The sequence below is a fragment of the Nocardia inohanensis NBRC 100128 genome (assembly GCF_001612945.1).
Taxonomy (GTDB): Bacteria; Actinomycetota; Actinomycetes; order Mycobacteriales; family Mycobacteriaceae; genus Nocardia; species Nocardia inohanensis.
Genome location: NZ_BDBK01000010.1, coordinates 358,989 through 385,641 on the forward strand (window position 1 = coordinate 358,989; position 26,653 = coordinate 385,641).

Sequence of the window (26,653 nt, forward strand, 5' to 3'; positions counted from 1 at the left end):
TTGGAGGAAACAGCAATGACCACAACCAAACTCGCCGAAGCCGAACTGCGGGCGCTCGCGGAGAAGGGCGCGGCCGAACTCGGGCCGGATGCCTCCGCGCAGGACCTGCTGAAGTGGACCGAGGAGAACTTCGGGTCCAACTACATCGTCGCGTCGAACATGCAAGACGCCGTGCTGGTGCAGTTGGCCTCCCAGGTTCGTCCCGGCGTCGATGTGCTGTTCCTGGACACCGGGTACCACTTCGCGGAGACCATCGGTACTCGTGATGCCGTCGAGCTGGTGTACGGCGTGAACATCGTGAACGTGACGCCGGAACACACTGTGGCCGAACAGGATCAGCTGCTGGGCAAGGACCTCTTCGCCCGCGATGCCGCCCAGTGCTGCAACCTGCGCAAGGTGGTGCCGTTGCGGAAGTCGCTCGCCGGCTACAACGCCTGGGTCACCGGCATCCGCCGCGTCGAAGCCCCCACCCGCGCCAATGCTCCCCTCATCTCCTACGACGAAGGCTTCGGCCTGGTGAAGATCAATCCGATCGCCGCCTGGTCGGACGAGGAGATGGCCTCCTACATCGAGGCCAACGGCATCCTCGTCAATCCCCTTGTGGAAGAGGGATATCCGTCCATCGGTTGCGCTCCGTGCACGCGGAAGCCGGAACCGGGATCCGATCCGCGATCCGGCCGCTGGGCCGGGCTCGCCAAGACCGAATGCGGGTTGCACGCCTCATGACTTCAACAGAGACCGAATTCGACACCCTGGCCGCGCTGGAGTCCGAGTCCATCCACATCTTCCGGGAGGTGGCCGGCGAGTTCGAGCGTCCCGTGATCCTCTTCTCCGGCGGCAAGGACTCCACCGTGCTGCTGCACCTGGCGATCAAGGCGTTCTGGCCCGCGCCGCTGCCGTTCGCGCTGCTGCACGTGGACACCGGGCACAACCTGCCCGAGGTCCTGGCCTTCCGCGACAAGGTGGTCGAGAAGTACGGCCTGCGTCTGCATGTCGCGAACGTCGAGGACTACATCGCGGACGGGCGGCTCCAGGAGCGCCCGGACGGGATTCGTAACCCCTTGCAGACCGTGCCGCTGCTGGACGCCATCAACGAGAACCGTTTCGACGCGGTCTTCGGTGGCGGCCGCCGCGACGAGGAGCGTTCGCGCGCCAAGGAGCGCATCTTCTCGCTGCGTGACGCGTTCGGTCGCTGGGATCCCAAGCGGCAGCGTCCCGAGCTGTGGAACCTGTACAACGGCAAGCACGCTCCGGGCGAGCACGTGCGCGTGTTCCCCATCTCCAACTGGACCGAGCTGGACATCTGGCGCTACATCGCCCGCGAGGACGTGGAGCTGGCCAGCATCTACTACGCCCACGAGCGCCCGGTCTACCAGCGCGACGGCATGTGGATGACCCCCGGCGTCTGGGGCGGCCCGGCCGATGACGAAGAGCTGCTGATCAAGTCGGTGCGCTACCGCACCGTCGGCGACGGATCCACCACCGGCGCGATCATTTCCGATGCCGCCGACAACGAGGCCATTCTGGCCGAGGTGGCCGCGTCCCGGCTCACCGAACGTGGCGCGACGCGCGGCGACGACCGCGTCTCCGAAGCCGCCATGGAAGATCGCAAGCGAGAGGGTTACTTCTGATGTCCGACCTACTCCGACTAGCCACTGCCGGATCGGTCGACGACGGGAAGTCCACCCTGGTGGGTCGCCTGCTGTACGACACGAAATCCGTACTGGCGGACCAGATCGACGCCGTGACCCGTGCGTCGGTCGACAAGGGCCTGTCCACCCCGGACCTGTCGCTGCTGGTCGATGGTCTGCGCGCCGAGCGTGAGCAGGGCATCACCATCGATGTGGCGTACCGCTACTTCGCCACGCCCAAGCGCTCTTTCGTGCTCGCCGACACCCCGGGGCACGTGCAGTACACCCGCAACACGGTCTCCGGCGCGTCCACCGCGCAGCTGGTGATCCTGCTGGTCGATGCCCGCAAGGGTGTCATCGAGCAGACCCGCCGGCACGCCGCCGTGATGGCGCTGCTGGGTGTGCCGAAGCTGGTGCTCGCGGTCAACAAGATCGACCTCGTCGATGACGCGGCCGGTGTGTTCGACCGCATCCGCAGCGAATTCGCCGAGCTCACCGCCAAACTCGGCTGGGCTCCCGAAGACGTGCAGGAGATCCCGGTCTCCGCGCTCAACGGCGACAATGTGGCCTCGCGCTCGGAGAACACCCCGTACTACGACGGTCCCTCGCTCATCGAGCACCTGGAATCCGTTCCGGTGGACGCGGATTCGCACGGCCGCCACGAGATCGGCCTGCGCTTCCCCGTGCAGTACGTGATCCGGCCGCGCACCGCCGAATACCCGGACTACCGCGGCTACGCGGGCCAGGTCGCCGCCGGTGTGGTGAGCAAGGGCGACGAGGTCGTGGTGCTGCCGTCCGGCACCCGCACCACCATCGAGCGCATCGACACCCCCAACGGTGAGCTCGCCTCGGCGCAGCCCGGCCGTTCGGTCACGCTGATCCTGGCCGACAATGTCGATGTCTCGCGCGGTGATGTGATCGCCTCCGCCGCAGGCGCTCCCGAGCCCATCGACACCTTCGACGCCACCGTCTGCTGGCTGGGTGACAAGCCGCTGCGCGCCGGGGCCCGCCTGCTCCTCAAGCACGGCACCCGCACCACCCAGGCCATCGTCGGGGCGCTGGTCGAGCGCTTCGACGAACAGCGCCTGGCCGCCGACGCCAGCCCGGAGTCGTTGTCCCTCAACGATATCGGCCGCATCTCCATCCGGGTCGCCGACCCGATCGTGGCCGACGACTACAGCGTCAACCGCCACACCGGCTCCTTCCTGCTCATCGACCCCGCCGGGGGCAACACCCTCGCCGCCGGCCTGGTCGGCGACGCCCTGACCGCGGTCGAGGTCGGCGCGGAAGCCGGAGTCTGAGGTGAACCCGCCCGGCACCGGCGCAGTACCGGCCGTCCTGCCGGGCGGAATACTCTCCGCCGCAATCGCATTCGCCGGTGCAGGCAAGTCGCGGACGACCGGATCGGCCACTCGCGACAATTCCCGCCCGGCGCTGATCGCGGTGGCACACGGCAGCCGCGACCCCCGCTCGGCCGCGACCATGCACGCCGTGGTCGAGCAGATCGCCGCCGCCCGCCCGGACCTCGACGTCCGCCTGGCCTTCCTGGACCTGAACGCACCATCGGTCGATCAGGTCGTGGATGCCGTTGCCGCCGAAGGGCATTCACACGCGGTAGTCGTTCCGCTCCTGCTGGGCAGCGCCTTCCACGCCCGAGTCGACCTACCCGGCATGCTGGCCGCGACCCGATCCCGCCACCCGCGCCTGCACCTGACCCAAGCCGACGTCTTGGGAGCCGACCCGCGTCTGATCTCCGCGCTGCGAGACCGCGTGCTCGAACAGCTTTCGGGTCGCGGCCGGATCGGCATCGCCGTCGCGGCGGTCGGTTCGTCGTCCTCCGCCGCGAACGTCCGCACCGGTGAGGTCGCGCGCATGCTCACCGGGCTCACCGGCTGGGATACCGAGATCTGCTTCGCCACCACGGAACCGAATCTCCCCGAAGCGGTTTCGACTCTGCGGGCTCGCGGCGCGGAGCAGGTCATCGTCGCGCCCTGGTTCCTGGCCCTCGGTCTGCTGACCGACCGCCTCGCCGCCGCCGTGCCGGGCATCGTGCACGCCACGGCTCTCGGTGCTCACCCGCATGTAGCCGAAGTGGTCCTGGACCGGTACTTCGCCGCCGCGGCGCAAACACTCAGCCTGTCCGCCTGATTTCGATTCCGCCATAGGCGGACCCCGACATCAGGTGACCGATTCGATGCAGACTTGCGGCCCGACAATCCCAGCAGATAGTTTAGGCTTCCCTTAGTTCAAGGAAGGCTAGACATGCTCCACCCCGGCAGCGTCCGCCAGGACACCTGGCTCGCGCGAATCCCGCACGACTCGGGGCGGATGCTGTGTGCGTACGGACTACTGGCCACCGCCACGCTCGCCGGAGCAATCTGGATCGCGGCGCACGCCGCCATAACCCCAGCCGAGCACACCGCCGGCCTGTTCGTGCACCTCGCCTCGCTCGTACTCGGATTCGGCGGAGTACTGGTAGCCGACACCTTCGTCCTTCGCTGGCTGGCAGGCCGCGCAACGCTGGCCGACACCTTGCGGATTGTCAGCGCCTTGCATATGCCGATCTGGCTGGGTTTGGCCGGACTCGTAGCGAGCGGGTGCGTGCTGGAACCGAACCTGTCTTCCGCTATGACACAGACCAAAATGGGACTGGTCCTGGTGTTGACCCTCAATGGGATTCAAGCCTGGGCATTCGGGCGACGGCTGCACAAGCGTGGTGATGCGCCGCTCACGCCGGGACTGCTGGCCTGGGGCGTGGCGACCGGGCTGATCTCGCAGGTCTGCTGGTGGGGCGCGACGGCGATCGGGTTCGTCAACGCCCAGCACTGAGCGGGTCGATACGCTGGCCCGATGATCAAGGCTGTGGTGTTCGACGTGGGTGAGACGCTGATCGACGAGACGCGGATCTGGAATCGGTGGGCCGCGCGGATCGGGGTACCCGGGTTCGCGTTGCTCGGGGTGATCGGCGGAATGGCAGCCGGGGGGCGGCCCTTGACCGCTGCGTTCGAATTGGTGCGGCCGGGAATCGATTTGGCGGCGGAGGAGAAAGCGTGGGCCGAAGCCGAGCCGGAGAGTCTGCGCAACAACTTCGATGCCGACGATCTGTATCCGGATGTGCGGCCGGCGCTGAGCGAGTTGCGACGGCGGGGGCTGGCGGTGATCGTCGCGGGTAATCAACCGCCGCAGGCCAAGTCGGCGCTGGAGCGGATGGAGCTGCCGGTGGATGCCGTCTACACCTCCGCGGAATGGGAACTGGAGAAGCCGGATCCGAGGTTCTTCGAGCGGGTGGCCGAGGTGGCCGGGTTCGGGGCGGCGGAGATCTGTTATGTCGGGGACCGGGTCGACAACGATGTGCTGCCGGTGCGCGCGGCGGGGATGATGCCCGTGTTGATCCGGCGTGGGCCCTGGGGTTTTCTGGGCGCGGAGCATCCGGATGCCGTCCACGCCACCGTGATCGACAGCCTCGACGAGCTGCCGGAATTGCTCGCGCCCGCCTGATCGCGGGTAGTTGATACGTCAAACGTGAGGGCGGATTTCCGCCAGCGACACCCTTTGCGGCCGAGTTGAATATGACATGTCAACGAAATCGGTTCTACCGCAAGGGGAGATGCAGTCATGGGAAATCGCTTCGCGTCCAAGGTCGTCCTGATCACCGGCGCCACCTCGGGAATCGGGGTCGCCGTGGCGCGCCGGATCGCTGCCGAGGGTGGCGCGGTGGTGCTCGGGGCGCGCGGGAAGGAAGCCGGTGACCGGGTGGCCGAGGAGATCCGCGGTGCGGGCGGCAAGGCGCTGTTCGTGCCCACCGATGTCACCGTCGAAGCCGACGTGGCGCGGCTGACCTCCGCCGCCGTCGAGGAGTTCGGCCGATTGGACGGCGCTTTCAACAACGCGGGGGCGGTGAACGCGTTCGGCAATGTCGAGGAGATCGACGAGTCCGGGTGGCGGGCCGACCTGGAGCTGAATCTGACCGCCGTGTATTACGGTCTGCGCCAGCAGGTTCCGGCGCTGGCCGAATTCGGCGGTGGGGCGATCCTCAACAATGCCTCCAACCTCGGCGTGGTCGGCATGGGCCAGGTCGCGCCGTATGTCGCGGCCAAGCACGGCGTCGTCGGGCTGACTCGCGCGGTCGCGCTGGAGGCTGCCGATCGCTCGGTTCGCGTCAATGCCATCGTCTCCGGTGCGGTCGACACCCCCGCGTTCCGGAATTCGATGGGCGCCACCCCCGAAGGGGAGGCCGCCATTGCCGCCTTGCACCCGTTGGGCCGCATCTCACAGCCGGAGGAGATCGCTTCCTTCTGCGCCTACCTGCTCAGCACCGAAGCGAGCTTCATCACCGGTGCGGCCCTGGCGATCGACGGCGGCTTCACCGCCCGCTGAAAGACCCGGGTCCGAGCCGACTCGGAGACCCGGACCGAAAGAAGTCGCGCTCGAGGGGAATTGAAGCGACCGGGCCCACCGCCGCGCTGGGCACATTAAGCGCGGGGTGGGCCGGTCACTTCGACGACGGGGCCGGTGGAGGGATCGACTGCACCGCCCGGTCGCCGTCTCAGGGGTCGCCGGCCTCGGCCACGACCCGTTCGGGAAGCCAACGGCGACGGCCGCCACATCCCGCGCGCGAGGCTGACGGCCCGTACCGCCTCATCCCGCGCACGGGGCTAACGACCGAAACCGTCGCTCCCGCCTGTGGAGGGTTAACGGTGACCACCACCGCCACCTCCACCCCCTCCGCCGCCGCCTCCGCCGCCGTGCGAGCCGCCGGAAGAGGAACCGCCGGAAGAAGATCCACCGGAACCGGCGCCGCCCGAGGACGCGCCGCCGCCGGTACTGCCGCCGGAGCGGGAACCGCCCGCCGCGCCGCCGGACGCGCCGTTCGAAGCACCGCCGCTCGAAGCGCCACCGGAGGACGCGCCGCCACCGGACGCCCCTCCGCCCGAAGCTCCGCCGCCGGACGCACCACCTGACGTGCCGCCGCCGGTCGAGCCACCCGACGTGCCGCCGCCGGAAGTGCCTCCGCCAGTGCCGGATCCGCCCGTGGAACCGCCGGCGGTCGAGCCACCGGACGTGCCGCCGGTCGAGCCACCCGAGGTACCACCCGTAGAGCCGCCGGTCGAGCCACCCGTGGAACCGCCGGTCGCACCACCCGACGTGCCACCCGTGGTACCCCCGGTCGCACCACCCGACGTGCCACCCGTGGTACCCCCGGTCGCACCACCCGACGTGCCACCCGTGGAACCGCCGGTCGTACCGCCCGTAGTGGTGCCGCCGGTCGTGCCTCCACCGGTCGAGCCATCCGTGGTGCCGCCGGTCGTGCCACCGGACGTACCGCCGCTGGCGGAGCCGCCCGAGGTACCGCCGGTGGCACCACCGTCGGAAGTACCGCCGCCAGTGGGTGTTCCACCCGTGGTGCCGCCGGTGGTGCCACCCGTGGGATCGCCGGTCGTGCCGCCCGTAGTGGTGCCGCCGCTGGTGCTGCCCGCCGGATCGCCCGTGGTGCCACCGGTTGTCCCGCCGGTGGTTCCACCGGTCGTGCCGCCGGAAGTCGTTCCACCGCTGGTGGTTCCGCCGGCTGGATCTGCCGTCGTACCGCCGCCGGTCGTTGTCCCACCCGCCGGGTCGGTGCCTGGAGTGGTCGACCCGGGTTGGGTGGTGCCCCCGGTGGTCCCGCCGGTGGGCGTGGTGCCGGTGCCCGGTTCACTGATCGGGCCCGCGCCAGGCGTCGAACCCGGCTGCGTGGCAACGGTTCCCGGCAGGCTGATCGACGGGAGCTGGCTGGGCAGGGCGGTGAAGGAGAAGGAGCTGGTGAGGGTGGAGGTGGTGGGGAAAGGCAGGGGGTTCTTGAACTCCGCGGGATTGGCGTAGGTGACGTTCTCCCCGGGACTGCGGGTTTCGCAATGGTTTCCGGCCCGGGCGCGCTCCGAGGCGCGGCCGCTGGGCACGGTTCGAGTGATCATGGGCCCGTACGGCCGGACCGAGGCGGCGGTGGTGACGGCGTGCACGCGGGCGCCAGGAGCACCGGGCGCGCCGGTGGCGCCGACTTCGTCGAGGAGGAGAATATCGCCGGCGCCCACACCCGGCGCGCCGACATCGGCGGGTCCGGGAGCGGCTTGCAGGCCGGGCGGTATGCCGACGGGTCCGCCGAGCACGGTGGCGGCGGACATGGCGAGCGCGGATGCCACTGCGGCGCCGGAGAATACGGCGGCACGCGGGGCATAGCGGCCGATGGCGGAGCCGGTGTCGGCGCTGCGATAAGCGGCGATGGATGCGCCGACGGCGACGGTGTGCGCCGGGTCGGGCGAGATGATGACGGGGCGACCGAGGTCGGCGAGCACCCGGGCGACCTCCACGGGCCGCGCCGCGCCGCCGATCAGCAGCACCCGGTCGATCTCCCCCATGCCGATGCCGGATCTATGTACGCAGGCGCGCACCACCCGTAGCGAGTTGCGGATGTGCCAGGTCCGCAGCCGGTTCGTGTCGGAGGCGGGCACCACGGCCGAAACCGGTTGTGACGCACCGGGAGCGATGCTCCGGGCATATCGGGCGAGCAGCGTGCCGAGCGGCCGGCCGCCGTAATCGTTCGACCGTTCGGCCCGGCCCAGAATGCCGCGTTCGTCCCGATCCGCCTCGGTCCGCACCACCGCGATGTCGAGGCTGTTGCCGCCCAGGTCGTAGACGAGGGTGAGCCCGCGATCGGAGATGCCGTACTCCTCGTCGAGCCATTCGACGGCCGCCACGGGTTCCGGCATGAGCATCACATCCGCGGCCCCGGACCAGTCGAGTGCCCGCCGCAGCCGGTGAATGTGCTTGTCGGAGTAGCACGCCGGGTAGGTGGCGACGGCCGGAGCTTCGGGGGCGTTGGCGTGGATCAGCCCGTTCACCACCGCCGCCACCAGGTCCGCCGGTGACCAGATGCGGCCACCGATCACGACCGGGTCCGGATCGGTGGTGAGATCCGCGAAATCGGTGACCACGGGGGCGAAACGGGGAATTCCCCCGATATTCGGCCCTCCAGCCCGATCGAAGGTGACCGCCGTACGGCGGACTCGCACGGCGGGCCGTGTCCGTTCGCCCGTCGTGGTCGCCCATACGGAGTTCACTGTGCCGATGCTCATGCCAAAGCCAGCAGTCATTCGCTATCCCGTCAACGCACCGTGACCACGGCCCCTAGGGCATCCCAACCAGGCGGTCGCGGTCGTTTACCAAACAGCGCGTTCAGGTTAACTGGCACATGCCGGACTCGAATATCGATTTGGGAGAAAAGATTTCGCGTCCAGTAGCGAAGTTGGCGAATCTACTGGTCAGGCAACTGCTCGATCAAGATCGAATCGAACTGGACACCAACACCATTGAGCGAAGGGAGTGCTGTGGCTACAGCACAGCGAACTCAGAAGTAATACCAACCGGTACGTGAATGGCGTCCGAAAAAGAAAACCGCAATGTCAGTACGGAAGCGTGGATTACCGATCACTGGTCGGTTGCTGACCCCAAGTTCCCAACACTCGGTGAGTCGTGCCGTCCGTGAGTCACAGTGTTTTCGGCTCTACTACACGGGTTGTCGTCGCGAGCAAACGGAGCATTACAACTCGCACAACACATTCCATCCGTCGCATACGAGGGACGCCTGCGGGACCTAACCGATTCGCAGCCGACAGCGCCCCGGATAGGTACTGACACAAACAAAACCAGCACCGGCGGCGGGACGGCGGCTCCGGGTAGACCCCGGAACGCGAAACCGCCGCCGGCGATCCGGAGATCGCCGGCGGCGGAGATCGGCACGCGCTGCCGGCACCCCCGGCAGCCCGGCCGATCGTCAGGGAGCGCGGCTCAGCGGCCGCGCACGAGCAGCGGCAGCCGCCGCCGCGTCTTGTTCACCGCACCACCGCGAATGGCATGCGGCTGACGCTCACCGACCAGTCGGTCGAATTCACCCGCGGAGCGCACGGGCCGGCCCAGCCGCCCGGCATTGAAGTCGTCCACCAGCTGCCGCACGGTCTGCTGCGCACACGACTTGTTGGTCCCGATGAATCCGGTCGGCCCGCGCTTGATCCACCCGGTCACATACGACCCGGGCACCACCGCGCCGCCGGACTCCTCCAGCACCCGCCCGTCCAGATTCGGCACCACACCGGCCTTCTCGTCGAACGGCACACCGGGCAGCGCCACCCCGCGGTAACCCACGGAGGTCAGCACCAGGCCCGCTTCCAGGGTCTCGACATCCTCGGTGGCGACCGCGTGCACCACTCCGTTGTCACCGGTGACGAGCTCGTTGCGCACCACCTCGACGCCGGTCACCCGATCGACCCCGGTGAACGCCACCGGCGAGGACAGGTACCGGAACACGATCCGCTTGCGCCCGCCGACCGGTCGCTCCGCCGCGCCGCGCAACAGCTTCAGCTTGTGCTCGACCTTCTGCGACATGCCCGCGACCGGCTCCGGGATCTCACCCTCGACCACGACATCGACGTCGGAGCCCAGCAGGCTCACGAATTCCGGCACGGTGAAAGCGGATTCGGCCGGACCGCGGCGGCCCAGGATCACCACTTCCTCGATCTTGCTGCGCCGCAGGGCGGCCAGCGCGCGAGCCGAGATATCGGTTCCCGCAAGCTCTTCCGGATCGGTGGTGAGAATGCGCGCCACGTCCAGGGCCACATTGCCGTTGCCGACGATCACCGCGCGCCGCTGCGACAGGTCGAAAAAACGGCCCGCGTGATCGGGATGCCCGTTGTACCAGGCCACGAAATCGGTCGCCGACACACTGCCCGGCAGCCCCTCGCCCGGAATCCCGAGCTTGCGGTCGCTGGACGCGCCCACGGCATAGATCACCGCGTGATGCGACGACAGCAGCTCGTCGTGCGAAACATGTTCGCCGACAGTCACATTCAAGTACGAACCGAAGCCGGTCTGCGCCGAGATGACATCGAACAGCTCGCTCACCTGGCGGGTGCGAGTGTGATCGGGCGCGACGCCGAACCGAGCCAGGCCGTAGGGCGTGCTCAGCCGATCGAACACCGTCACCGAAACGCCCGGCTGCGTGAGCAATTCGTCCGCCGCGTACATGGCCGACGGCCCCGAGCCCACGATGGCGACCCGCAGCGGCTCGCGCCCCGGCTTCACCTCGGCCGCCGGAATCGGCTGCGCCAGTAGCGGTCTGGGCCGCGCTTGCCGATAGAAGTCGGCATTGATCTCGATGAACGGCTGCTGCGCCGGGGTCAGCTTGGTCGAGGAGGTGATGGCGTCGACCGGGCACGCGGTGGCGCAGGCCCCGCAGTCGACGCACGCCTGCGGATCGACGTACAGCATTTCCGCGGTCAGGAAGTCGGGCTCATCCGGAGTGGGGTGGATGCAGTTGACCGGGCAGGCGTAGACGCAAGACGCGTCGCTGCAACAGGATTGGGTGACAACGTACGGCATTGGACGTTCCCTTTCCTACGCGCCCTTGCCGGAGCGGATGGGCTCCGAGCGGTAACGCGACTTCGGACCGTCGATGCCGAGCAGCTTCCAGACCCGCTTGGCGATCGGGTTCATCAGGCCGATCTCCTCGGCCAGCGCGCGCACGTCGATGAAGTAGTCGCTGAAGACCTGCTTGGCGTCCTTGGACCCGTAGAACAGTTCCTTGCGGACCTTGTCCGGGATGTCGAACTCGGTGAAGAACTTCTTCGGCGGCGTCGCGATGGAGCGGCCGAGGATGAACATGACGATCGGCATGGCGATCGAGAGCACGAAGCGGTTGGCCGCATTGCCTTCCGGCACATGGTGCTTCAGGAATTCGTGCGCGAAGGAGATGTGCCGCGCTTCCTCGGCGACGTGAATGCTCATCACACCGCGCATGATCGGGTGCACGTCCTCGCCGGAGCGCAGGATCTGCTTCTGGATGTGGTCGATCGGCTCTTCGCCGGCGAGCACGGCCATGAAGAAGAAGTTCGGGAACAGCACCGCGACCGGCACGCCGAGCAGACGCAGCTGGCGCACCAGCGGGCCCATGCCCGGGACGTTCACGCCGATGCGGTTGACCATCTCCTGGAACATCAGGGTGTGGTTGAGCTCTTCGCTCATCTCGTGGGTGCAGTACCGGAATTCCGGGTCACCGTTGGGGAGGGTGAACGAGGTGTGGTTCACCATGCCGCTGATCAGGATCGACTCGAACTGCAAGCCGACCTTGGCGATGTTCGCCTGCCGGTACTTGCCGACGGCGATCTTCTGCTCCTCGGTCAGGGCCTGGTACCAGGGGTGGCGGCCGAGCGGATCCGCGGACTTGGGCAGGATCCAGCGCTCGGGCTTGGCGTTGGCGTCGAAGTCCGGGTTTTCCCAGTCGATGTCTTCGTAAGGATCGAAGCTCTTGTTCACCGAGCCTTCCGAGAGCAGGAGCAGCTTGTTCGCGTACTCCATGGCTTCGGCAACTACCGGGTCGTCAACGGGTGTTGTAACCGGGGACATCGTCGTCACCTCTCACTCAGTGGCGTTTACCTGTGTCCAATGGTTACACCAAACCCGAGTTACGTCAACAAGCGCTAGCAGCATGCTTGCACGAGTGAGCAGCAGACGTCACGGAAAACTCGGCGAACCCGCCGGTAATTGGGGTGGGAGACCCGGACCTCTCCCCTCTCCGAGGGTGGGCGGGCCGCCTTGCTCAGATGGCCGCTACGCGGGTGACGCGGCGCAGGAAGCCGGTCAGCGAATGGTGGCGGTGTGAGGCGGACTCCTGGTCCGCGAGGGCCTGGCGGGCGGCGATGGCCGCACCGTCGGCGATCGTGCGTTCGGGGTCCGGGGCTATCACGACCGGGCGGGCCAGCTGTTCGGCCAGGACCTGGGCTACCTCGGGCGGGCGGGCCGCGCCGCCGACTACCAGGACGCGATCCACGTCGGCCATGGTGACGTCGGCTATGCGGAGGCATTTCCAGACCAGCGCCAAGGAACGGCCGATGTGCTCGGCGCGCAGTTCGGAGGCGTCGGCGTCGGAGACCGAGCGCGCCACGACTGGCGCGCTCGGCGAGCGGTGCACCCGCTCGGCCACCAGGCCGCCGAAGGCTCGGCCGCCGTATTCGGCGGAGTGCAAGGGCAATCCGACGATCGGATTGCTGGGCGCGCCCGCGCCGACGCGCACCAGGGTGACGTCCAGTCCGGAACCGCCGAGGTCGTAGACCAGGGCCAGGCCCGGGGTGAGCGGGCCGCGTTCGGATTGCAGCCAGGTCGTCGCCGCGATGGGTTCGGCCAGCAGGGCGGCCTGGCTCAGCCCGCTGCCGTCCAGCGCGGAACGCAGGTCGGCCACCAGTTTCTCGGAGTACCCGGCCGGATGGGTCAGGGCGATGCCGGTATCGGCGCGCCCCTGCTCTCCCGCCGGAGCCTTCCCCAGCACCTCCTCGAGCACGCTGACGGCAACGGTCGCAACGAGATCCGCGGCCGAGAGCGCCCGGTGACCGACCCGCGCGACCGGTGCACCCCGTTGGGTGAGATCGGCGAACTCGGTGATGACACGCCCGTGCCGGGGTATGCGGCCGACGCGGGCGGTGCCGGAACTGTCGAAGGTGAGGGTGGTGCGCCACGTGGTGGGCGGTGCGCTGCCCCGGCGAGCCGCGAAGGGGACCCCGCGGCCCGGCGGATACTTTCCGGATCGGTCGGTGGCTGTCGCGCACACCGTATTGACCGTGCCGATACTCAAGCCCACGCCGAAAGCCATCACATCCACCTCGATCGACGAGTCGTGTTGCGTCAGACTTCCTGACCCGACCCGGCATTCATGCAACTCCTGCGCCGGATGCTTGCCAACCACCGGACACGCGGTTGTCCGCTCGTGCGCCTGTTCGCCGGGACAACCCCGCTGTCCAGCACGGGCACGGCGGACACGCCCGAAGCCGGGCTCGGTCGCGAAATGTTTGCCCGACTTCCAGCCTGCGCCGGATGCCGGTACGACAACTCTCGTGGCTGTCAGGGGTTCCCCCTGAAACCCGAAGCGACTCGGGCCCGCGTATGGGCCCCGGCGGATCCGGATACGCGAAACTCCGGGACCCGTGTGGGTCCCGGAGTTCTTGGCGGCGTGACTATTTCGCGGGCGAGGTCAGGATCGAGGACGACAGCGCCGAGACGACGCTGTAGGCCAGGTTGACCAGGTCGGCGGCGACGCCGTTCTGGCCCATGAGCATCTTGGCCAAGGGGCCCATGAATTGCAGGGCGGTCTGGACCAAGGAGGTCATGGAGTCCAGGTCGAGGTCGCCGGTGCCGTTCTTGCCGTTGGCGCCGGGCGATTGGGTGCCCGGATTATTGCGGCCGCCAGGGGATTGCGTGCCCGCACCCGGCGATTGCGTGCCCGCACCGGTTCCGGGTGATTGCGAGCCCGTCTGGGTGCCGGCGCCCGGAGCCTGAGATCCGGGCTTGGCGTCGGTGCCGGGGGTTCGATTGCGCGGGGCCGCAACGGGTTTCACGGCCGCGGGGGCAGTCGCGGGGCGGATTTGCTCCGATGCCACCGGCGGCGGCGACGTCGGGACCGCGGCCTGCGGCGCGCCGGGCGCGGGCTGCGAGCCGGGCTGGCCGGCCGGTGGCGATTGCGGCAGTGGAACTTCCGGCGCGGCGGACTGTTCCGGCTTCGCCTGCTTCGGATCGGCCTGCTGCCCGCCGGCCGTCTGCGGCTCGGTGCCGGACTGCGACTGCGCCTGCGGCAGTGGCGATTCCGGCGCGGCCTGCGGTGCGACGCCCGGAGCTTGCGCCCCCGGCTGCCCGGCGGCCTGTGGCGCTACCCCCGCGGCACCCGGAACGGACTGCTGCTCAACCGGATTCGTGCCGGCGTCCGGCTGCACCGGCAGGGTCTGCGGTGCGGCCTCGTACTGCGCCGGCGCCACCGGTGCGGGTTCGGGTGCGGCCGCGGCCTGTTCGGTATCGGCGGGAATCGGCATGCCCAGCAGATAGGACACCGCACCGGTGGTGATGGTGACCGCGTGCTTGAGCTGCCCTTCGGACGATTCGAGCAGCTGGGCGTCCTCGGCGTTCGCGCCGTTGCCCATCTCCAGGAAGGCGACCGGCACGTGCGTCAGCGCCGGACCCGCGATGTCGTTGCGGGTTTGCAGACCGTCGGCCGCGCCGTTGTAGGTGGCGGCGGGAAAGCCCGCCTGCACGTAGGCGTCTCGCATGGCCCGGCTGGCATTCAGCCCGGGCCCGCCCTGCACCTCGTTGGCCTTGGCATCCGGAATCGGCAGCTGCGGCACGATGAGGTGGAATCCGCGCGCCGCACCGGGCGCGCTGTCGGCATGAATGCTGATGGCGAGGTCGGCATTGGACGAATTGGCGGCGGCCGCCCGCTCGTCGATGCACCCACCCCATCCGGTGTCGTCGGGGCGGCTGAGCACCACCCGCGCCCCGAGCCCCTCGAGCGAGGTCCGGACCAGTTGCGCCACATTCCAGTTCACGGTGTGCTCGGGCACCCCGTTGAGGGTGGACATGCCGGTGGTCTGACACGGCTTGGTGCCGCCGCGGCCGTCGTTGACCTGGCGTGCCACATCCTGATTGTGATTGGGCCCCTGATGACCGGGGTCCAGGAAGACGGTCTTGCCCAGCAGTCGCTGGGGCAGGTCGGGCAGTACGGGTGATGCCAGTGCGGCGCCCGGAATCAATCCGGCCACCGTCGAGAATGCCGCGGCCGTAACGGCGGTGCAGATACCGGCCTTGACCATGCTCGGCTTCATATGGTGACGGCGCTCCAGGAAGAAGCGCCCCTCCCTTCCCACTAGTAACACCAACCCCAAGTGACCACTCTTGCAACACCAGTTACACTCTGGCAAGCGACGTGATCGAACTGTTATCGGTGGTCAGCGGGAAATCGCACTAGCTCAAGGGTGACCGACAACCAGCGAGCAACCCGTCATTCGGCGGATGACGCGCCGGTCCGCACTCGGCAGCCGAACGCGATCAAGCCGAGAGAATCCGGTCCCCCTCGACGGTGATGGTCTTGCCGTCCAAGGCCCGGGGCGCGGGCCCGCCCGCCACCGATCCATCGAGCCGGAAGGTGCTGTTGTGGCACGGGCACTTGATCAGGCCCGCGCTGACTTCGCTGACCTTGCAGCCCAGATGGGTGCAGGTGCTGGAGAACGCCTTGAACTCCCCCGCGTTCTCCTGGGTGATCACGGTGTCCCCGCTGATCAGACCGCCCCCGACGGGCACATCCGCAGTGCGGGCCAGTTCGGTCCCGTCCTGCTTCTTCTCCTGTTTCACCCCGCCCTGCGGTGCGGCCGAAGCGGTTTCGCTCGACCCGTAGCTGCTGCACGCGGCCACGGTGAGGGCGGTCGCCGCGACACCGGTGGCGGCCAGGGCGGTCCGGCGGTCGAGCCGGTATCCGGTGGGCTGTTGCTCGGTCATGGTCTACTCCTCGATCGCGACGGACCGAACTGGCCCGCTCTTGCTTGTTGGACGTGTTCGCGGGGTCCCGGGTTCAGCATTCGCGCGGATTGCTCAGGCCCCGAAGCCCTCGACCCGGAAGAACCAGACCGCCGAGCTGAACCAGAGCCCGACGAATCCGGTGAACAGCAGCCCGCCCGCGACCGGAACCACCCAGCCGGGCAGCCCTTTCCGGGTGAGCAGCAGCATCTTGGTGACGAAGACGCCGTAGACCAGGCAGCCGAGCAGCGAGTGCAGCAGTACCCGATGGTCGTAGTCGGCGAATCCGAAGGCGTAGAGACAGTGCACGGCCACCGGAATGCTGAGCAATACCGCGGCGCGCCCGGACCAGACGTGCCAGCGCGCGGCCCATTGCCCCGGCCGAACCTTCGGCAGCACCCCGTACATGGCGAGCGCGCTCACGTCCTGGCTCGCGGCCAGCAGCACCACGATGGTGGCCAGCCAGGACTTCACCGCACCGGGACTGGAGAATCCGGCCACACTGATCGCCGCCCCGGCGGGAGTATGCAGCCGGCCGTAAACCCCCAGTGCGATGGCCGTGGCCGCGCCCGCGCAGACGATCAGCACCAGGCTCAGTGCGGTGGTGCGCCGCGCCCGCCCGGGTTCAGAAATCGTTGTCATCGCCGTGCACCTTCCGTGCGTTGGGGGCCAATTCCGGTGCGGCAGTGGTGGATCCGTTCGGATTGCGGCGCACCCCGGTCACCGAGCCGTCCGGCGCGACGATCCAGCTGTCCCGGCCGGCCGCGGAATCGGCGAGGTACAGGCCGGCCGGAGCCGCCGCGGGCGGAGCGGTGAAGTCGTAGGTCTTGCCGTCCAGCAGCAAAGAGCCGGCGAGGGATGCCCCGGCGAGCTGGGCTTCGAGGCGGGAGTTGTTGCCGCTCAGCGTGGTGCGCCCGGCATCGGCCGCGCCTTTGAGCCAGCTCTCCACGGCCGCGCCATCGCAGGCATAAGCCACCGCTTTGGCTCCGGTGATGGTCACCGACAGCGTGATCGGCCGCCCGGCGGTCGCGATGACCGTGACGTAGTCGGCCTGCGCGGGGAACCCGGGCCTGGTGGTGACCGGCGCGCTCGGGGCGGCCGAAGTGGTGACGGCGGTCCGGGCGGTGGCGGAGTCGGTGCCGCCGTGCGTGGCGGTGTTCGCGATCAGCAAGCCGCCGCTCAGTGCGGCCGCGGCGGCCAGGGTGAGGAGGGGTCCGGCAGGTTTCATGACGGCTCCTGGCAGAGAGAGATCGGGGCAGCGGCAATGGCGGGAGCCGGGAAGTTCAGCGGGAGCCCGCTCAGGCGCTGATCGGCAACCGGCGCAGGGAGCGCAACGCGTAGTGGACGCGGGTCTTGACGGTGCCGACCGGCACCCCGAGGTCCGCGGCGACCTCGTGGTACGCCCGGTCGCGCAGGATGACCTGGACGACGGCGTCCCGCTGCGGTCCGGGCAGGTGATCGAGTAGTTCGGAGACGAGCAGGCAGTCGCTGAGCGCATCGGTGAAATCGGGCCCGGCGCTGCGGCCTTCGGTCTGTTCACCGAGCTCGTCCCAGTTGGTGTCGCCGGGCCGGGCGGCCCGCACCCGGGCGATATCGGTGAGCACGTTCCGTTCGATGGTCAGCAGCCAGGTGCGCACACTGCCGCGCGCGGGGTCATAGCTGGCGCAGGCCCGCCAGGCCCGGATCAAGGTCTCCTGGACGGCGTGTTCGGCGAGTCCGGAATCGCCCAGGCGGCGCACGGCCCGCCAGTGCAGCAGGGCTTTGTCGGCGGCGAGGACGGCGGCGATGCCGGTGTCGGTACAGAGCCGGGCGCAGTGCGTGGTGCATCCGGGCGGACCGGTGGTGGTCCCGTCCGGGAGGGGTCGAAGTCTTCTCATGCAAGGAATATCGTCGGCGGGCCCGCGAACAGCATCGGTGGTTTCTGCCTATTTCCCACATTCCCGCCAAACCGCCCGGTGTTTTCTGATAGACCCCTCCGAAGAGATGCGGGGATCTCGGGAACCGCGGATAGCGTTAACACTTCCGCGGCAGGCAGGGAACAGAAATATAGGGAGGAACATCGTGCGGGCACGCGTGTTCGTGATGGCGGGGGCCTGCGCCTCCGCGCTGACGCTGACGGCGGGTGGAACGGCCGCCGCCGAACCGGCCACCGAGATCACGGTGGATGGTTTGTACCTGGTGAACACCGATATCCGGCCGGGCACCTATCTCGCCGACGGGACGCCGGACCCGGCCGCCGGCGGGTGTTTCTGGCGGCGGCTGTGGAAGGTGCAGACCGACACCGATTACAACGATCCGAACTACTACATCATCGCCAGCGATTTCACCCGCACCAAACCGGTGCGCGTGGTCATCAAATCCAGCGATGTGGCATTCAAAACCGAGAATTGCGGCGCGTGGCGTTTGGTTCCGGATACCTCCACGGGTTCGTTCGGCGGCTGATTCGCATTAGGGTGGCGAGCATGACCAGACGCAGAATTCTTATTACCGGAGCGAGTTCCGGGCTCGGTGCGGGCATGGCGCGCGAATTCGCCCGCCGGGGGCGCGATCTCGCGCTCTGTGCGCGGCGACTGGACAAGCTGGAAGAGCTGCGCGCCGAACTGCTCGCCGCCCACCCCGGCATCACGGTCGCCGTGCGCGCGCTGGATGTGGACGAGCACGCCACCGTTCCGCAGGTCTTCGCCGAATTATCCGGCGAGCTGGGCGGTTTGGACCGGGTGATCGTGAATGCCGGTCTGGGCAAAGGCGCGCGGCTCGGCACCGGCCGCGCCGACGCCAATATCGCCACGGCCACTACGAATTTCGTGAGCGCCCTGGCGCAGGCCGAAGCCGCCCTGACCATCTTCCGGGAGCAGAACGCCGGGCACCTGGTGCTCATCTCCTCCATGAGCGCGGTGCGCGGGCTGCCCGGCAAGAAGGCGGCGTACGCGGCCAGCAAGGCCGGATTGTCCGCGCTCGGTGAGGGTCTCGCGATCGAGCTACGCCGCTCGCCGATCAAGGTCACCACGGTGCAGCCCGGTTATATCGCCACCGACATGTCCGATCGCGCGGGCGACGTCAAGCTCATGACCCCGCTCGACAAGGGCGTGAACGCCATGGTGTCGGCCATCGAACGCGAGGCGGTGCGCGCCAGCGTCCCCGAATGGCCCTGGCGCGTACTGGGTGTCGTCATGCCCCTGCTGCCGCGCGGAATCATGGCCCGGATGAGCTGAGCCGCCACCACCATCGGCGTGGGCGCTAGTACTGGCGGCGGTGCGGCACGAATTCGAGGGTGAGCAGCGCGGCCGCCGCGATGACGACCTCCCGCCAGCGGAGCAGTACGAAGCGCTGGTCGGAGAAGGCGTTGAATTTGCGCAGGAATCGGTAGAGCGATTCCAGGCGGATCAGCGGATCACCCAGGCGCACCGCCACATACACCAGCTGCCCGATCCGGGTCCGGTGTTTGTCCGCGAACAGCTCCGGGAACGCCGCGAAGGCCAGGGAGATTCGGGTGACGCCGTGTGCTCGCGCGTACTCGATCAGGTCGATGATCATTCGCTCGTCGAGGCCGTTGGGGGCGTCTTTGCGCCGCCACGGCACATCGAGGCTGAGTTCCCTTCCGCCGCCGGAGATTCCGTAGCGCTGGAAGCCGGCGACCTGCCCGTCCGCATCGCGCGCCAGCACCACCAGCATGCCAGGGTTCCGCCCGTCCAGCAGGTGGTCGAGGATCATGGAGAACCCGCGCGTCTGCCGCCCGCTCCCCCATTCGTCGACGATGCCGAGCAGGGTTTCGCGCTGCGGTTCGGTGAGCGCCGCCTCCGGCACGACTTCGGTGGTGACCCCGAAATTCTGTGTGCGGCTGACGGCTTGGCGCAGATTGCGGAAGCGCCGCCCCACCATGTCGAAGCTGCCGACCTCGAGCACCACGTCCCGGCCCACGGCGACCGCACGCAGTCCGCGATGGTCGAAGGCGCGCCGCTGCCAGTTCGGCACCATTTCCGGGCTGGCGCCCAGCACCGCGATCCGCCAGCCGTGATCGCTGGCGAAAGCCGAGAATTCCGAGATCAATTCGTTGAAGGCCCGCTTGTCCCCGATGGGATCCCCGGAGACCACCGCGATTCCGAACCGTGCCCGATACGCGATGGCCGCCGAGGCATCGGCATTGAAGTAGTAGCTCTTGGCCGAATGCAAGGCGAACGGCGCGAGCGGATCGATATCGGTGCGCCGCACCAGTTCCGCCACGCGCGGCAGCTGTTCGGGTTGCGGTTTGCTGCTCTGCGGCAGCATCAGCACCAGCCCGCTCAGCGCCAGGAACCCGAAGCCGACCCCCGCATGTTCGGCCCGGTAGCTGAAGTTCGCCACCACCAGCATCATGGTCGCGCCGGTGAGGTGCGGCAGCGTGACCGGCCGTCGCAGATGCAGCCCGCGCGCCACGAACAGTCCGGCGATGGATACCGCCACGAACCACCCGTGGTCGGTGCCTTCCCGCGGCGCCCGTTCGGCGGCCCACACCAGGACCAGGCTGCCCAGCACCAGCACACCCATCAACGGCACCCGCGTGCCGGGCCCGGCGGTGAAGGCCGTGTCCCGGTAGGCGGTCAGCCCCGACCCCCGCACCGCCATGCGTTCCTCACCCATGCGTGCCCCGTTTCACCGCATTCGGCCCGCTCACCGGAGTTTTCCCCATGGTGACCTCCCTCAGGTCCTCTCGACACACTATGCCGGAGAGACGATTCGGGGCATACGGTTATTCCGGCCATCCCGATCGTGACGTCTCCAGTACCGGGTCGGTGATGCCGCCGTGACAGGCCAGCGAGCCGGCGTTCCACCCGGCCAGCTCGGCCCCGCCGGCGTAGGCCGACTGGAAGAAGCCGATCACGGTCCCGATGGGGTCCGCGGCGTTGCGGGCAGCGTCATAGGCCAGGTAGGCGTTGTGCCCGGAGCCGGATTCCACCCAGTGCGCCGCCTTCGGATACAGCGGCACGGTGGCGAGTCCGGTGGGTTCCGGGGCGGTGTAGGAGTAGAAGGTGGGTTCGGGGGTCTTGTCGTCGCCGAACCAGAAACCGGCGCTGATCACCTCCCGCGAGTACGCCTCGCGAGTGACCGGATCCACAGCTGTGGTCATGTCGATCTTGCGGTCGGAGAAGCGCTGCACCGCGATATCGAAGGTGTGCCAGAACAATTGGACGGGACTGATCTTGCCGGAGTAGCCGGCGCTGAACTGTTCGAGGATCCGCCCGACCTGGCTGTGGACGTGGAAGGCGCGCAGTGCGGCGCCCGCGTCGTAGTGGTGGTGTTCCTCGTCCTCGTAGAAGGGCCGGCCGTGATCGGGCAGGTCGTAGGGGGTCGGCCGGGCGATGGCGACCTTCAGCCCGAGTTCGTCGAAGGCGTTCATGGTCTCGATGTAGAAGCTGGCGACCGATTGGCCCGCGAGCGGGATCTCGGCCTGGATGCCGGTGGTGGCCGAGATCCGCAGCACGTGGTCGAAGAAGTCGAAGGCGCAGGTGAACACGGGTCCGTCGGTGGCGGTGCCGAGCGGGACGGTGGTCCAGCCGCGGGCGGTCAGCCGGTAGGTCATATGCCACCAGTGATTGCGCCGGATGCCCTTGGCCAGAGCCACCTTGCCGATGATCTGGGCGTAGCGGTGCAGCGTCTCCTTGGTGGGCCGCCAGGCTTCGAGCGGGATGGCGGGTAGTAGGTCCGCGGTGTGCTCGGTCATCTCGCTACCCGCCTTCGCTCAGAGGGAAGTGCCAGTCTTTACCAATGCTACCCAGTTACTAAGTGGCTATAACATCGGTCCGGCGGTCGGCCCGGCCGCGGTCGCCGGCCAGCAATTGCTCGAAAGGCACCGGCGCCGCGTAGGGGTCGGCCTTGACCGAGCTCGGCCGCATGGCGACCTGATCGGCGAATTCCCCGGCGGCCCGCAGGATTCGATCGGCGAGGCCACTGTCCGCGCCGCCGCCCGCGCCCCAATCCTCCGACGCCGCATACACCGTGGTCGGCACCACGACGGCGCGCAGGTAGGCGAAGAGCGGCCGGACCGCGTGCTCCAGGGCCAGCGAGTGCCGGGCGGTGCCGCCGGTGGCGGCGGCCAGCACCGGCTTGCCGATCAGCGAATCCGGTTCCAGCACATCGAAGAAGGTCTTGAACAGGCCGCTGAACGAGGCGTTGAAGATGGGGGTGACGGCGATGATCCCGTCGGCCCCCACCACCTGGTCGATGGCCTCCCGCAGGCCGCCGGCGGCGAAGCCGGTGACCAGGTTGTCGGCGAGGCCGTGGGCGTGATCGCGCAATTCGATCACGTCGAACTCGACGTCGGATTCGGGCAGCGCGGCCCGGGTGGCGGCGGCCAAGCGATCGGCCAGCAATCGGGTCGAGGAGGGCTGAGACAGCCCGGCCGACACCACGGCGATGCGGGTCATGCGGTCACCTCGTCCTTCCGCTCGTCGATGGCGGCGTCGCGTGCGGCCACCAGGCGCGCATGCGTCGGCCCGTCCGGCACGTGCGCGGGGCGCAGCGCGTCGAACTCCTTGCGCAGCACCGGAACCACCTCTTCGCCCAGCAGGTCCAGCTGTTCGAGCACGGTTTTCAGCGGCAGTCCGGCGTGATCCATCAGGAACAGCTGGCGCTGGTAGTCGCCGAAGTACTCGCGGAAGGTCAAGGTCTTGTCGATGACCTCCTGCGGGCTGCCCACGGTCAGCGGCGTCTGCTCCATGAAGTCCTCGAGCGAGGGGCCGTGCCCGTAGACGGGGGCGTTGTCGAAGTAGGGCCGGAATTCCCGGATGGCGTCCTGGGAGTTCTTGCGCATGAACACCTGCCCGCCCAATCCCACGATGGCCTGGTCGGCGCTGCCGTGCCCGTAGTGCTCGTAGCGCTGCCGGTACAGCCGGATCAGGCGCTGGAAGTGATGCTTGGGCCAGAAGATGTTGTTGGCGAAGAATCCGTCACCGTAGTAGGCGGCCTGCTCCGCGATCTCGGGGCTGCGGATGGATCCGTGCCATACGAACGGCGCGACATTGTCCAGCGGGCGCGGCGTGGAGGTGAAGCCCTGCAACGGCGTCCGGTACTTGCCTTCCCAATCCACTACGTCCTCGCGCCACAACCGGTGCAGCAGATGGTAATTCTCGATGGCGAGCGGGATGCCGTCGCGAATGTCCTTGCCGAACCAGGGATATACCGGCCCGGTATTGCCGCGCCCCATCATCAGATCCACGCGCCCGCCCGCCAGATGCTGGAGCATGGCGAAGTCCTCGGCGATCTTCACCGGGTCGTTGGTGGTGATCAGCGTGGTCGCGGTGGAGAGGATGATGCGGTCGGTCTTGGCGGCTACATAGCCGAGCATGGTGGTCGGCGAGGACGGTACGAACGGCGGGTTGTGGTGTTCGCCGGTCGCGAAGACGTCGAGGCCGACCTCTTCGGCCTTCCGGGCGATGGTGACCATGGCCTGGATACGCTCGGCCTCGCTGGGTGTCCGGCCGGTGGTCGGGTCGGTGGTGACATCGCCGACGCTGAAAATTCCGAACTGCACGGGGTCCTCCTCGAGAGCCATCCGCCATTGGTGGATATGTCAACCTCATGAACATCGTAGGTCGCGCGGCTATTCCGACTTGGGCAGAGGTGACCCGCAGCACTGTTGCGGGTGTCACAATTACCCGCAACCGACCTGGTACAACAGTGAAAGACCCAGTAAGGCAAGATCTTTCGAAGTATCCTGAACACTCCCCGTGCAACGCCGGAGATTTCCGGGGTCGGGGAGGCGGCCTCGAGCAGGGACAGGGGGTAGGTCCGGATGACGGACAACACCGTCGGGAACGCATACGCCGTGGTCGTCACCGCGGTCGCCGACCCGATGCAGGTGGACGGCCTGGAGTGGGAAGACGCCGTCGAATACCTGCCGAGCATCGACTCACGCGCCATGCAGAGCTGGGTGCGGTCCCAGGAAGGCAAGGGGCAGGTGCCGCGCACCGGCGTGGTGATTCCGGGACCGCAGCGGCGGGTCGGGCAGCGGCATCCGTACCGGGAGGTGTGCGTGCCTTCGGCGGAGTACCAGTTGTTCAGTGCGGCGGTGCGGACCCGGCCGCGAACGGCTTCGGAAATCACTCGGCCCGAGGAAGATTCGCGCCGTCATGCGGGGTTGATCAGCGCTTGAAATATCATGCTCGAAATACCACGAAGCTCCGGTGGGGTCAGGTCCCCACCGGAGCTTTCGGAGTAAGAACGGGACAGGCGGCCGGCGCGATGGCGGGGCATATCCTCGCTAAGCAGGCGATTCATTTGCTTCATCTGGAATGAAGTTGGATCCCGTCGTGCCCGGCTCAGTTCCCGTACTACTATTCAATCCTCGATTGCCCTGTGGCGCAATCCATTTAATTCAGTACCGGCCGGGCACCCAATCCACCGGGAAGATAGAGGCGTAGACCAGGCGCTCGTGCTCGTGCACGAGCTGACCGGTGATGCCCTCGCCGTACACGGTGAGCAGGCGCAGGTCCAGGTAGCGCTCCTCTTCCTTGCTGGTCATCCCGCCGGCCGGGGGCATCCAGGACAGCACCTCGTCGCGCTGCCGCGCCCGGGACCGCGCCAATTCCGCACGCAGACCGGCGATATCGCCGGCCGCGAGCGGCTCGGCTCCGGGCATCGCGCGGTCGTCGTGCCAGGCCGCGACGCCATAGGCGAAGCACACCAACGGCATCCACATCTCCGCGAAGTACCCGGGGTCCGGGGCGATCTCCAGTCCGGCGAACTTCTCACCGATGAAGAAGACCGCGCCGAGCTGACCGGGCAGCAGCTCCAGGCGATTGCGGAACTGGGTCAGCACGGCCCGCCGGCGGGTGAGGATCTGCTCCAGATGCCCGCGGGCGGGCAGCCGGTAGCGGGCGTTCAGGACCGTGATGTCCTGCCACAGCTTGGAATAGCCCGGCCGGCCACGCAGCGCGAGCGCCTGGGCGCGCAGCTCCAAGGGCAGCACGAAGAACCACTGGTCGCGGCCCTCCAGGTAACCGCCCTGGGCCGCCTGCACGCAGCAGGCGTCGTCGAAGCGGCGGGTCTCGCCGGCGGCGAGCAGCGCGGCCGAGCAGAGTGCGTGATTCTGCGCGCCCTCCTGGATATAGCCGATGTGCAGCGGCACGATGGCGACCCCGGCGGGCGCGGGATTGCGCAGCTCCACGCTGCCGTAGCCAACCACCTGCTTCAGCTTCAGTCCCGAGCGCGGCGGCACGATGCCGGGACGCTCGGGGCCGTGGATCGGCACCATGGTGAGCGCGCCCGCGCGCTGCGGGTCGCCCAGCCGGTAACCGGTCAGGTCGACGGGTGCGTGCACGAGAGTATCGAGTCGCGTCATGCGTTCACTCCTTCCAGTCGGGCGTCGAGGAACCGCAGCGCCGCCGCCCGGATCCACTCCGCCCCGGACGGGCCGTGCGCGAACATCCACGGCAGTAGCTCGCCGAAATCGTCCTGATGCCAGAAGCCCTGGCGCGGCAGGTTCGGCGCGGGGTTGCGCAGGGCAAGGTCGTCACCGCTGGTGAACATGGCCTGCGCCAGCAGCACCGGGGTGGTGATGCCGATGCGCCGCAGGGCCGCCGTCACGCGTGCGAGGTCGCCCGGCATCCGGTTCTCGTAGCCGTCGGTGACGATGACGACCACGTCCGGCGCGATATGCCGAACAGCTCCGGTCGCGAAATCCGCTCCGGCATCGGAGGTTCCGGCGCCGGCCTCGATCGCGTCCAACAGGCCGTTCGCGAGGTCGGTCGCGGCGGTCTGACCGTGCCCGACCTCGATGACGGTGAGTCGCTCGCACACCTCCGCCAGGACCAGGCGCAGCGCCTCGGCCTGGGACAGCAGCGCCCACTCGCGCTCGCCGTAGCCGCGCATGGACTCCGAGGTGTCCAGCACCAGGGCCACGTGATCGGGATTGCGCGGCAGATCGCGGGCGGCTGCCGTGACGTAACCGGCCAGCGCGGAACCCGATTCGGCGCTCTCGCTGCCGCGATAGACGCGCACCAGGGTGGCGGCGATATCGCCGCGATTGCTCACGGTGACAATGGGCTCGCGAACCCGCCGCGGCTCGATCGGCGCGACCGGCTCGGTGAGCGTGGGCACACCGTGCATGCCGGGCGCGTACAGCTCCCGCACCCGCTCGATCGCGACCGCCGGATTCGCCGTGTACCGCAGCAGCTTCCGCCGCAGTTCCGCCGAACCGGCATCGCCCTCGGCGATCAGCCGCGCGCATCCACGTGCCGTCGCCTTGCCGAGCGCGTGCTCGAAGCAGTCGACCAGCGAAGGGCGACGAGCCGGAATCAGCAACTCCGCGTCCGGGTGCTCCAGTACGAACGCCAGGATGGCGCGAGTGACGTGCTTGTGGTTGGCGCGCATCCGACGGAGCGCCAGCAGCACGGTGATGACGAGGTCCGGCCGCACCCCGAAAAGCAATGCGCGCGTCGCCTTGTCGAGGTGCTTGCGGGTGTCCGCGTCGAGCCCGGCCCGGGACGCCGCGAGCACCTGCAACAGGGCTCGTGCGCGCTGCGTCTCCCGCACGCCGGGCACCAGGGCCAGCAGCGCGTATCCCTCGGGGTCGGCGGTGTATGCCTCCCGATGGAATTCCGCGTCATCCCACTTCACGACCCCGGCCCTGGACAACGTCAGAGCCGTGTCGTGGGTGCGGAGGTGATCGAGGAGTCGTGCGGTGTTCATCG

General features: G+C 68.4%; 25 protein-coding genes. 10 read left to right on the forward strand and 15 right to left on the reverse strand.

Going from position 1 to position 26,653, the window contains the following annotated elements:
* Positions 1–15: 15 nt before the first annotated feature.
* The 7 genes from NI1_RS21270 (at position 16) to NI1_RS21300 (ending at position 6,008) form a co-directional block, all read left to right on the forward strand.
* Positions 16–726, forward strand: a complete 711-nt coding sequence (locus NI1_RS21270; protein ID WP_067823591.1) for a phosphoadenylyl-sulfate reductase — start codon at positions 16–18, stop codon at positions 724–726.
* Entirely contained in the window at positions 705–1,631 is a 927-nt protein-coding gene (gene cysD, locus NI1_RS21275) for a sulfate adenylyltransferase subunit CysD (RefSeq protein WP_067823595.1), read from the forward strand. Before NI1_RS21270 ends, cysD begins: the two co-directional genes overlap by 22 nt.
* Positions 1,631–2,932 carry a sulfate adenylyltransferase subunit 1 gene (locus NI1_RS21280; RefSeq protein WP_067823598.1) on the forward strand — a complete coding sequence of 434 codons (1,302 nt, stop codon included), beginning with the start codon at positions 1,631–1,633 and terminating at the stop codon, positions 2,930–2,932. The genes cysD and NI1_RS21280 overlap by 1 nt, the downstream gene beginning before the upstream one ends.
* A gap of 133 nt (positions 2,933–3,065) precedes the next feature.
* On the forward strand, positions 3,066–3,779 hold the full coding sequence (locus tag NI1_RS21285; protein ID WP_281179510.1) for a sirohydrochlorin chelatase: 714 nt from the start codon (positions 3,066–3,068) through the stop codon (positions 3,777–3,779).
* Between the two features lie 114 nt (positions 3,780–3,893).
* Positions 3,894–4,460, forward strand: coding sequence for a hypothetical protein (locus NI1_RS21290; protein ID WP_245663335.1), 567 nt, complete (start codon positions 3,894–3,896; stop codon positions 4,458–4,460).
* Between the two features lie 21 nt (positions 4,461–4,481).
* Positions 4,482–5,129 (forward strand): HAD family hydrolase, encoded by a 648-nt coding sequence (locus NI1_RS21295; RefSeq protein ID WP_174564515.1) that lies wholly within the window; start codon positions 4,482–4,484, stop codon positions 5,127–5,129.
* Positions 5,130–5,246: 117 nt separating this feature from the next.
* Positions 5,247–6,008 carry an SDR family NAD(P)-dependent oxidoreductase gene (locus tag NI1_RS21300; RefSeq protein WP_067823601.1) on the forward strand — a complete coding sequence of 254 codons (762 nt, stop codon included), beginning with the start codon at positions 5,247–5,249 and terminating at the stop codon, positions 6,006–6,008.
* Positions 6,009–6,322: 314 nt separating this feature from the next.
* On the opposite strand, the gene NI1_RS21305 is transcribed toward NI1_RS21300, so the two are convergent.
* From NI1_RS21305 to NI1_RS21345, 9 genes are all read right to left on the reverse strand, one after another.
* Positions 6,323–8,725, reverse strand: coding sequence for an acetate and sugar kinases/Hsc70/actin family protein (locus NI1_RS21305; RefSeq protein WP_157535241.1), 2,403 nt, complete (start codon positions 8,723–8,725; stop codon positions 6,323–6,325).
* Between the two features lie 727 nt (positions 8,726–9,452).
* Entirely contained in the window at positions 9,453–11,039 is a 1,587-nt protein-coding gene (locus tag NI1_RS21310) for an FAD-dependent oxidoreductase (RefSeq protein ID WP_067823607.1), read from the reverse strand.
* 15 nt (positions 11,040–11,054) lie between these two features.
* Positions 11,055–12,062 carry an AurF N-oxygenase family protein gene (locus NI1_RS21315; RefSeq protein WP_067823610.1) on the reverse strand — a complete coding sequence of 336 codons (1,008 nt, stop codon included), beginning with the start codon at positions 12,060–12,062 and terminating at the stop codon, positions 11,055–11,057.
* A 193-nt stretch (positions 12,063–12,255) separates the two neighbouring features.
* Positions 12,256–13,302, reverse strand: a complete 1,047-nt coding sequence (locus NI1_RS21320) for an Hsp70 family protein (RefSeq protein WP_084523526.1) — start codon at positions 13,300–13,302, stop codon at positions 12,256–12,258.
* A gap of 361 nt (positions 13,303–13,663) precedes the next feature.
* Positions 13,664–15,340: an N-acetylmuramoyl-L-alanine amidase gene (locus NI1_RS40265; protein ID WP_439957286.1), complete on the reverse strand. Its 1,677-nt coding sequence runs from the start codon at positions 15,338–15,340 to the stop codon at positions 13,664–13,666.
* Positions 15,341–15,521: 181 nt separating this feature from the next.
* Complete coding sequence (locus NI1_RS21330) at positions 15,522–15,968, reverse strand: Rieske (2Fe-2S) protein (protein ID WP_067823618.1); 447 nt, start codon at positions 15,966–15,968, stop codon at positions 15,522–15,524.
* Positions 15,969–16,061: 93 nt separating this feature from the next.
* Entirely contained in the window at positions 16,062–16,628 is a 567-nt protein-coding gene (locus NI1_RS21335) for a DUF6529 family protein (protein WP_067823621.1), read from the reverse strand.
* Positions 16,612–17,214 carry a hypothetical protein gene (locus NI1_RS21340; RefSeq protein ID WP_067823624.1) on the reverse strand — a complete coding sequence of 201 codons (603 nt, stop codon included), beginning with the start codon at positions 17,212–17,214 and terminating at the stop codon, positions 16,612–16,614. The genes NI1_RS21335 and NI1_RS21340 overlap by 17 nt, the downstream gene beginning before the upstream one ends.
* A 70-nt stretch (positions 17,215–17,284) precedes the next feature.
* A complete protein-coding gene (locus NI1_RS21345; RefSeq protein ID WP_084523497.1) occupies positions 17,285–17,863 on the reverse strand; it encodes a sigma-70 family RNA polymerase sigma factor in 579 nt (192 codons plus the stop codon).
* Between the two features lie 184 nt (positions 17,864–18,047).
* Here NI1_RS21345 and NI1_RS21350 point away from each other — a divergent pair, with 184 nt between their 5' ends.
* Positions 18,048–18,428 (forward strand): Rv1352/Rv1906c domain-containing protein, encoded by a 381-nt coding sequence (locus tag NI1_RS21350; protein WP_245663336.1) that lies wholly within the window; start codon positions 18,048–18,050, stop codon positions 18,426–18,428.
* A gap of 20 nt (positions 18,429–18,448) precedes the next feature.
* On the forward strand, positions 18,449–19,198 hold the full coding sequence (locus NI1_RS21355; RefSeq protein WP_067823630.1) for an SDR family oxidoreductase: 750 nt from the start codon (positions 18,449–18,451) through the stop codon (positions 19,196–19,198).
* A 25-nt stretch (positions 19,199–19,223) separates the two neighbouring features.
* Here NI1_RS21355 and NI1_RS21360 read toward each other — a convergent pair whose 3' ends face one another.
* From NI1_RS21360 to NI1_RS21375, 4 genes are all read right to left on the reverse strand, one after another.
* A complete protein-coding gene (locus NI1_RS21360) occupies positions 19,224–20,603 on the reverse strand; it encodes a bifunctional lysylphosphatidylglycerol flippase/synthetase MprF (RefSeq protein WP_067823634.1) in 1,380 nt (459 codons plus the stop codon).
* Between the two features lie 109 nt (positions 20,604–20,712).
* On the reverse strand, positions 20,713–21,684 hold the full coding sequence (locus NI1_RS21365; RefSeq protein WP_067823637.1) for a DUF5996 family protein: 972 nt from the start codon (positions 21,682–21,684) through the stop codon (positions 20,713–20,715).
* 58 nt (positions 21,685–21,742) lie between these two features.
* Entirely contained in the window at positions 21,743–22,387 is a 645-nt protein-coding gene (locus NI1_RS21370; protein WP_067823640.1) for an FMN reductase, read from the reverse strand.
* Entirely contained in the window at positions 22,384–23,493 is a 1,110-nt protein-coding gene (locus tag NI1_RS21375) for an LLM class flavin-dependent oxidoreductase (protein ID WP_067823941.1), read from the reverse strand. Before NI1_RS21375 ends, NI1_RS21370 begins: the two co-directional genes overlap by 4 nt.
* A 261-nt stretch (positions 23,494–23,754) precedes the next feature.
* On the opposite strand from NI1_RS21375, the gene NI1_RS21380 reads away from it, so the two are divergent.
* A complete protein-coding gene (locus tag NI1_RS21380; protein WP_067823643.1) occupies positions 23,755–24,114 on the forward strand; it encodes a hypothetical protein in 360 nt (119 codons plus the stop codon).
* 222 nt (positions 24,115–24,336) lie between these two features.
* Here the strand turns inward: NI1_RS21380 and NI1_RS21385 are convergent, their stop codons facing one another.
* Together NI1_RS21385 and NI1_RS21390 are read right to left on the reverse strand one after the other, a co-directional pair.
* Entirely contained in the window at positions 24,337–25,302 is a 966-nt protein-coding gene (locus tag NI1_RS21385) for an ARPP-1 family domain-containing protein (protein WP_067823646.1), read from the reverse strand.
* Entirely contained in the window at positions 25,299–26,651 is a 1,353-nt protein-coding gene (locus NI1_RS21390; RefSeq protein ID WP_067823649.1) for a vWA domain-containing protein, read from the reverse strand. The genes NI1_RS21385 and NI1_RS21390 overlap by 4 nt, the downstream gene beginning before the upstream one ends.
* Between the last annotated feature and the right edge of the window lie 2 nt (positions 26,652–26,653).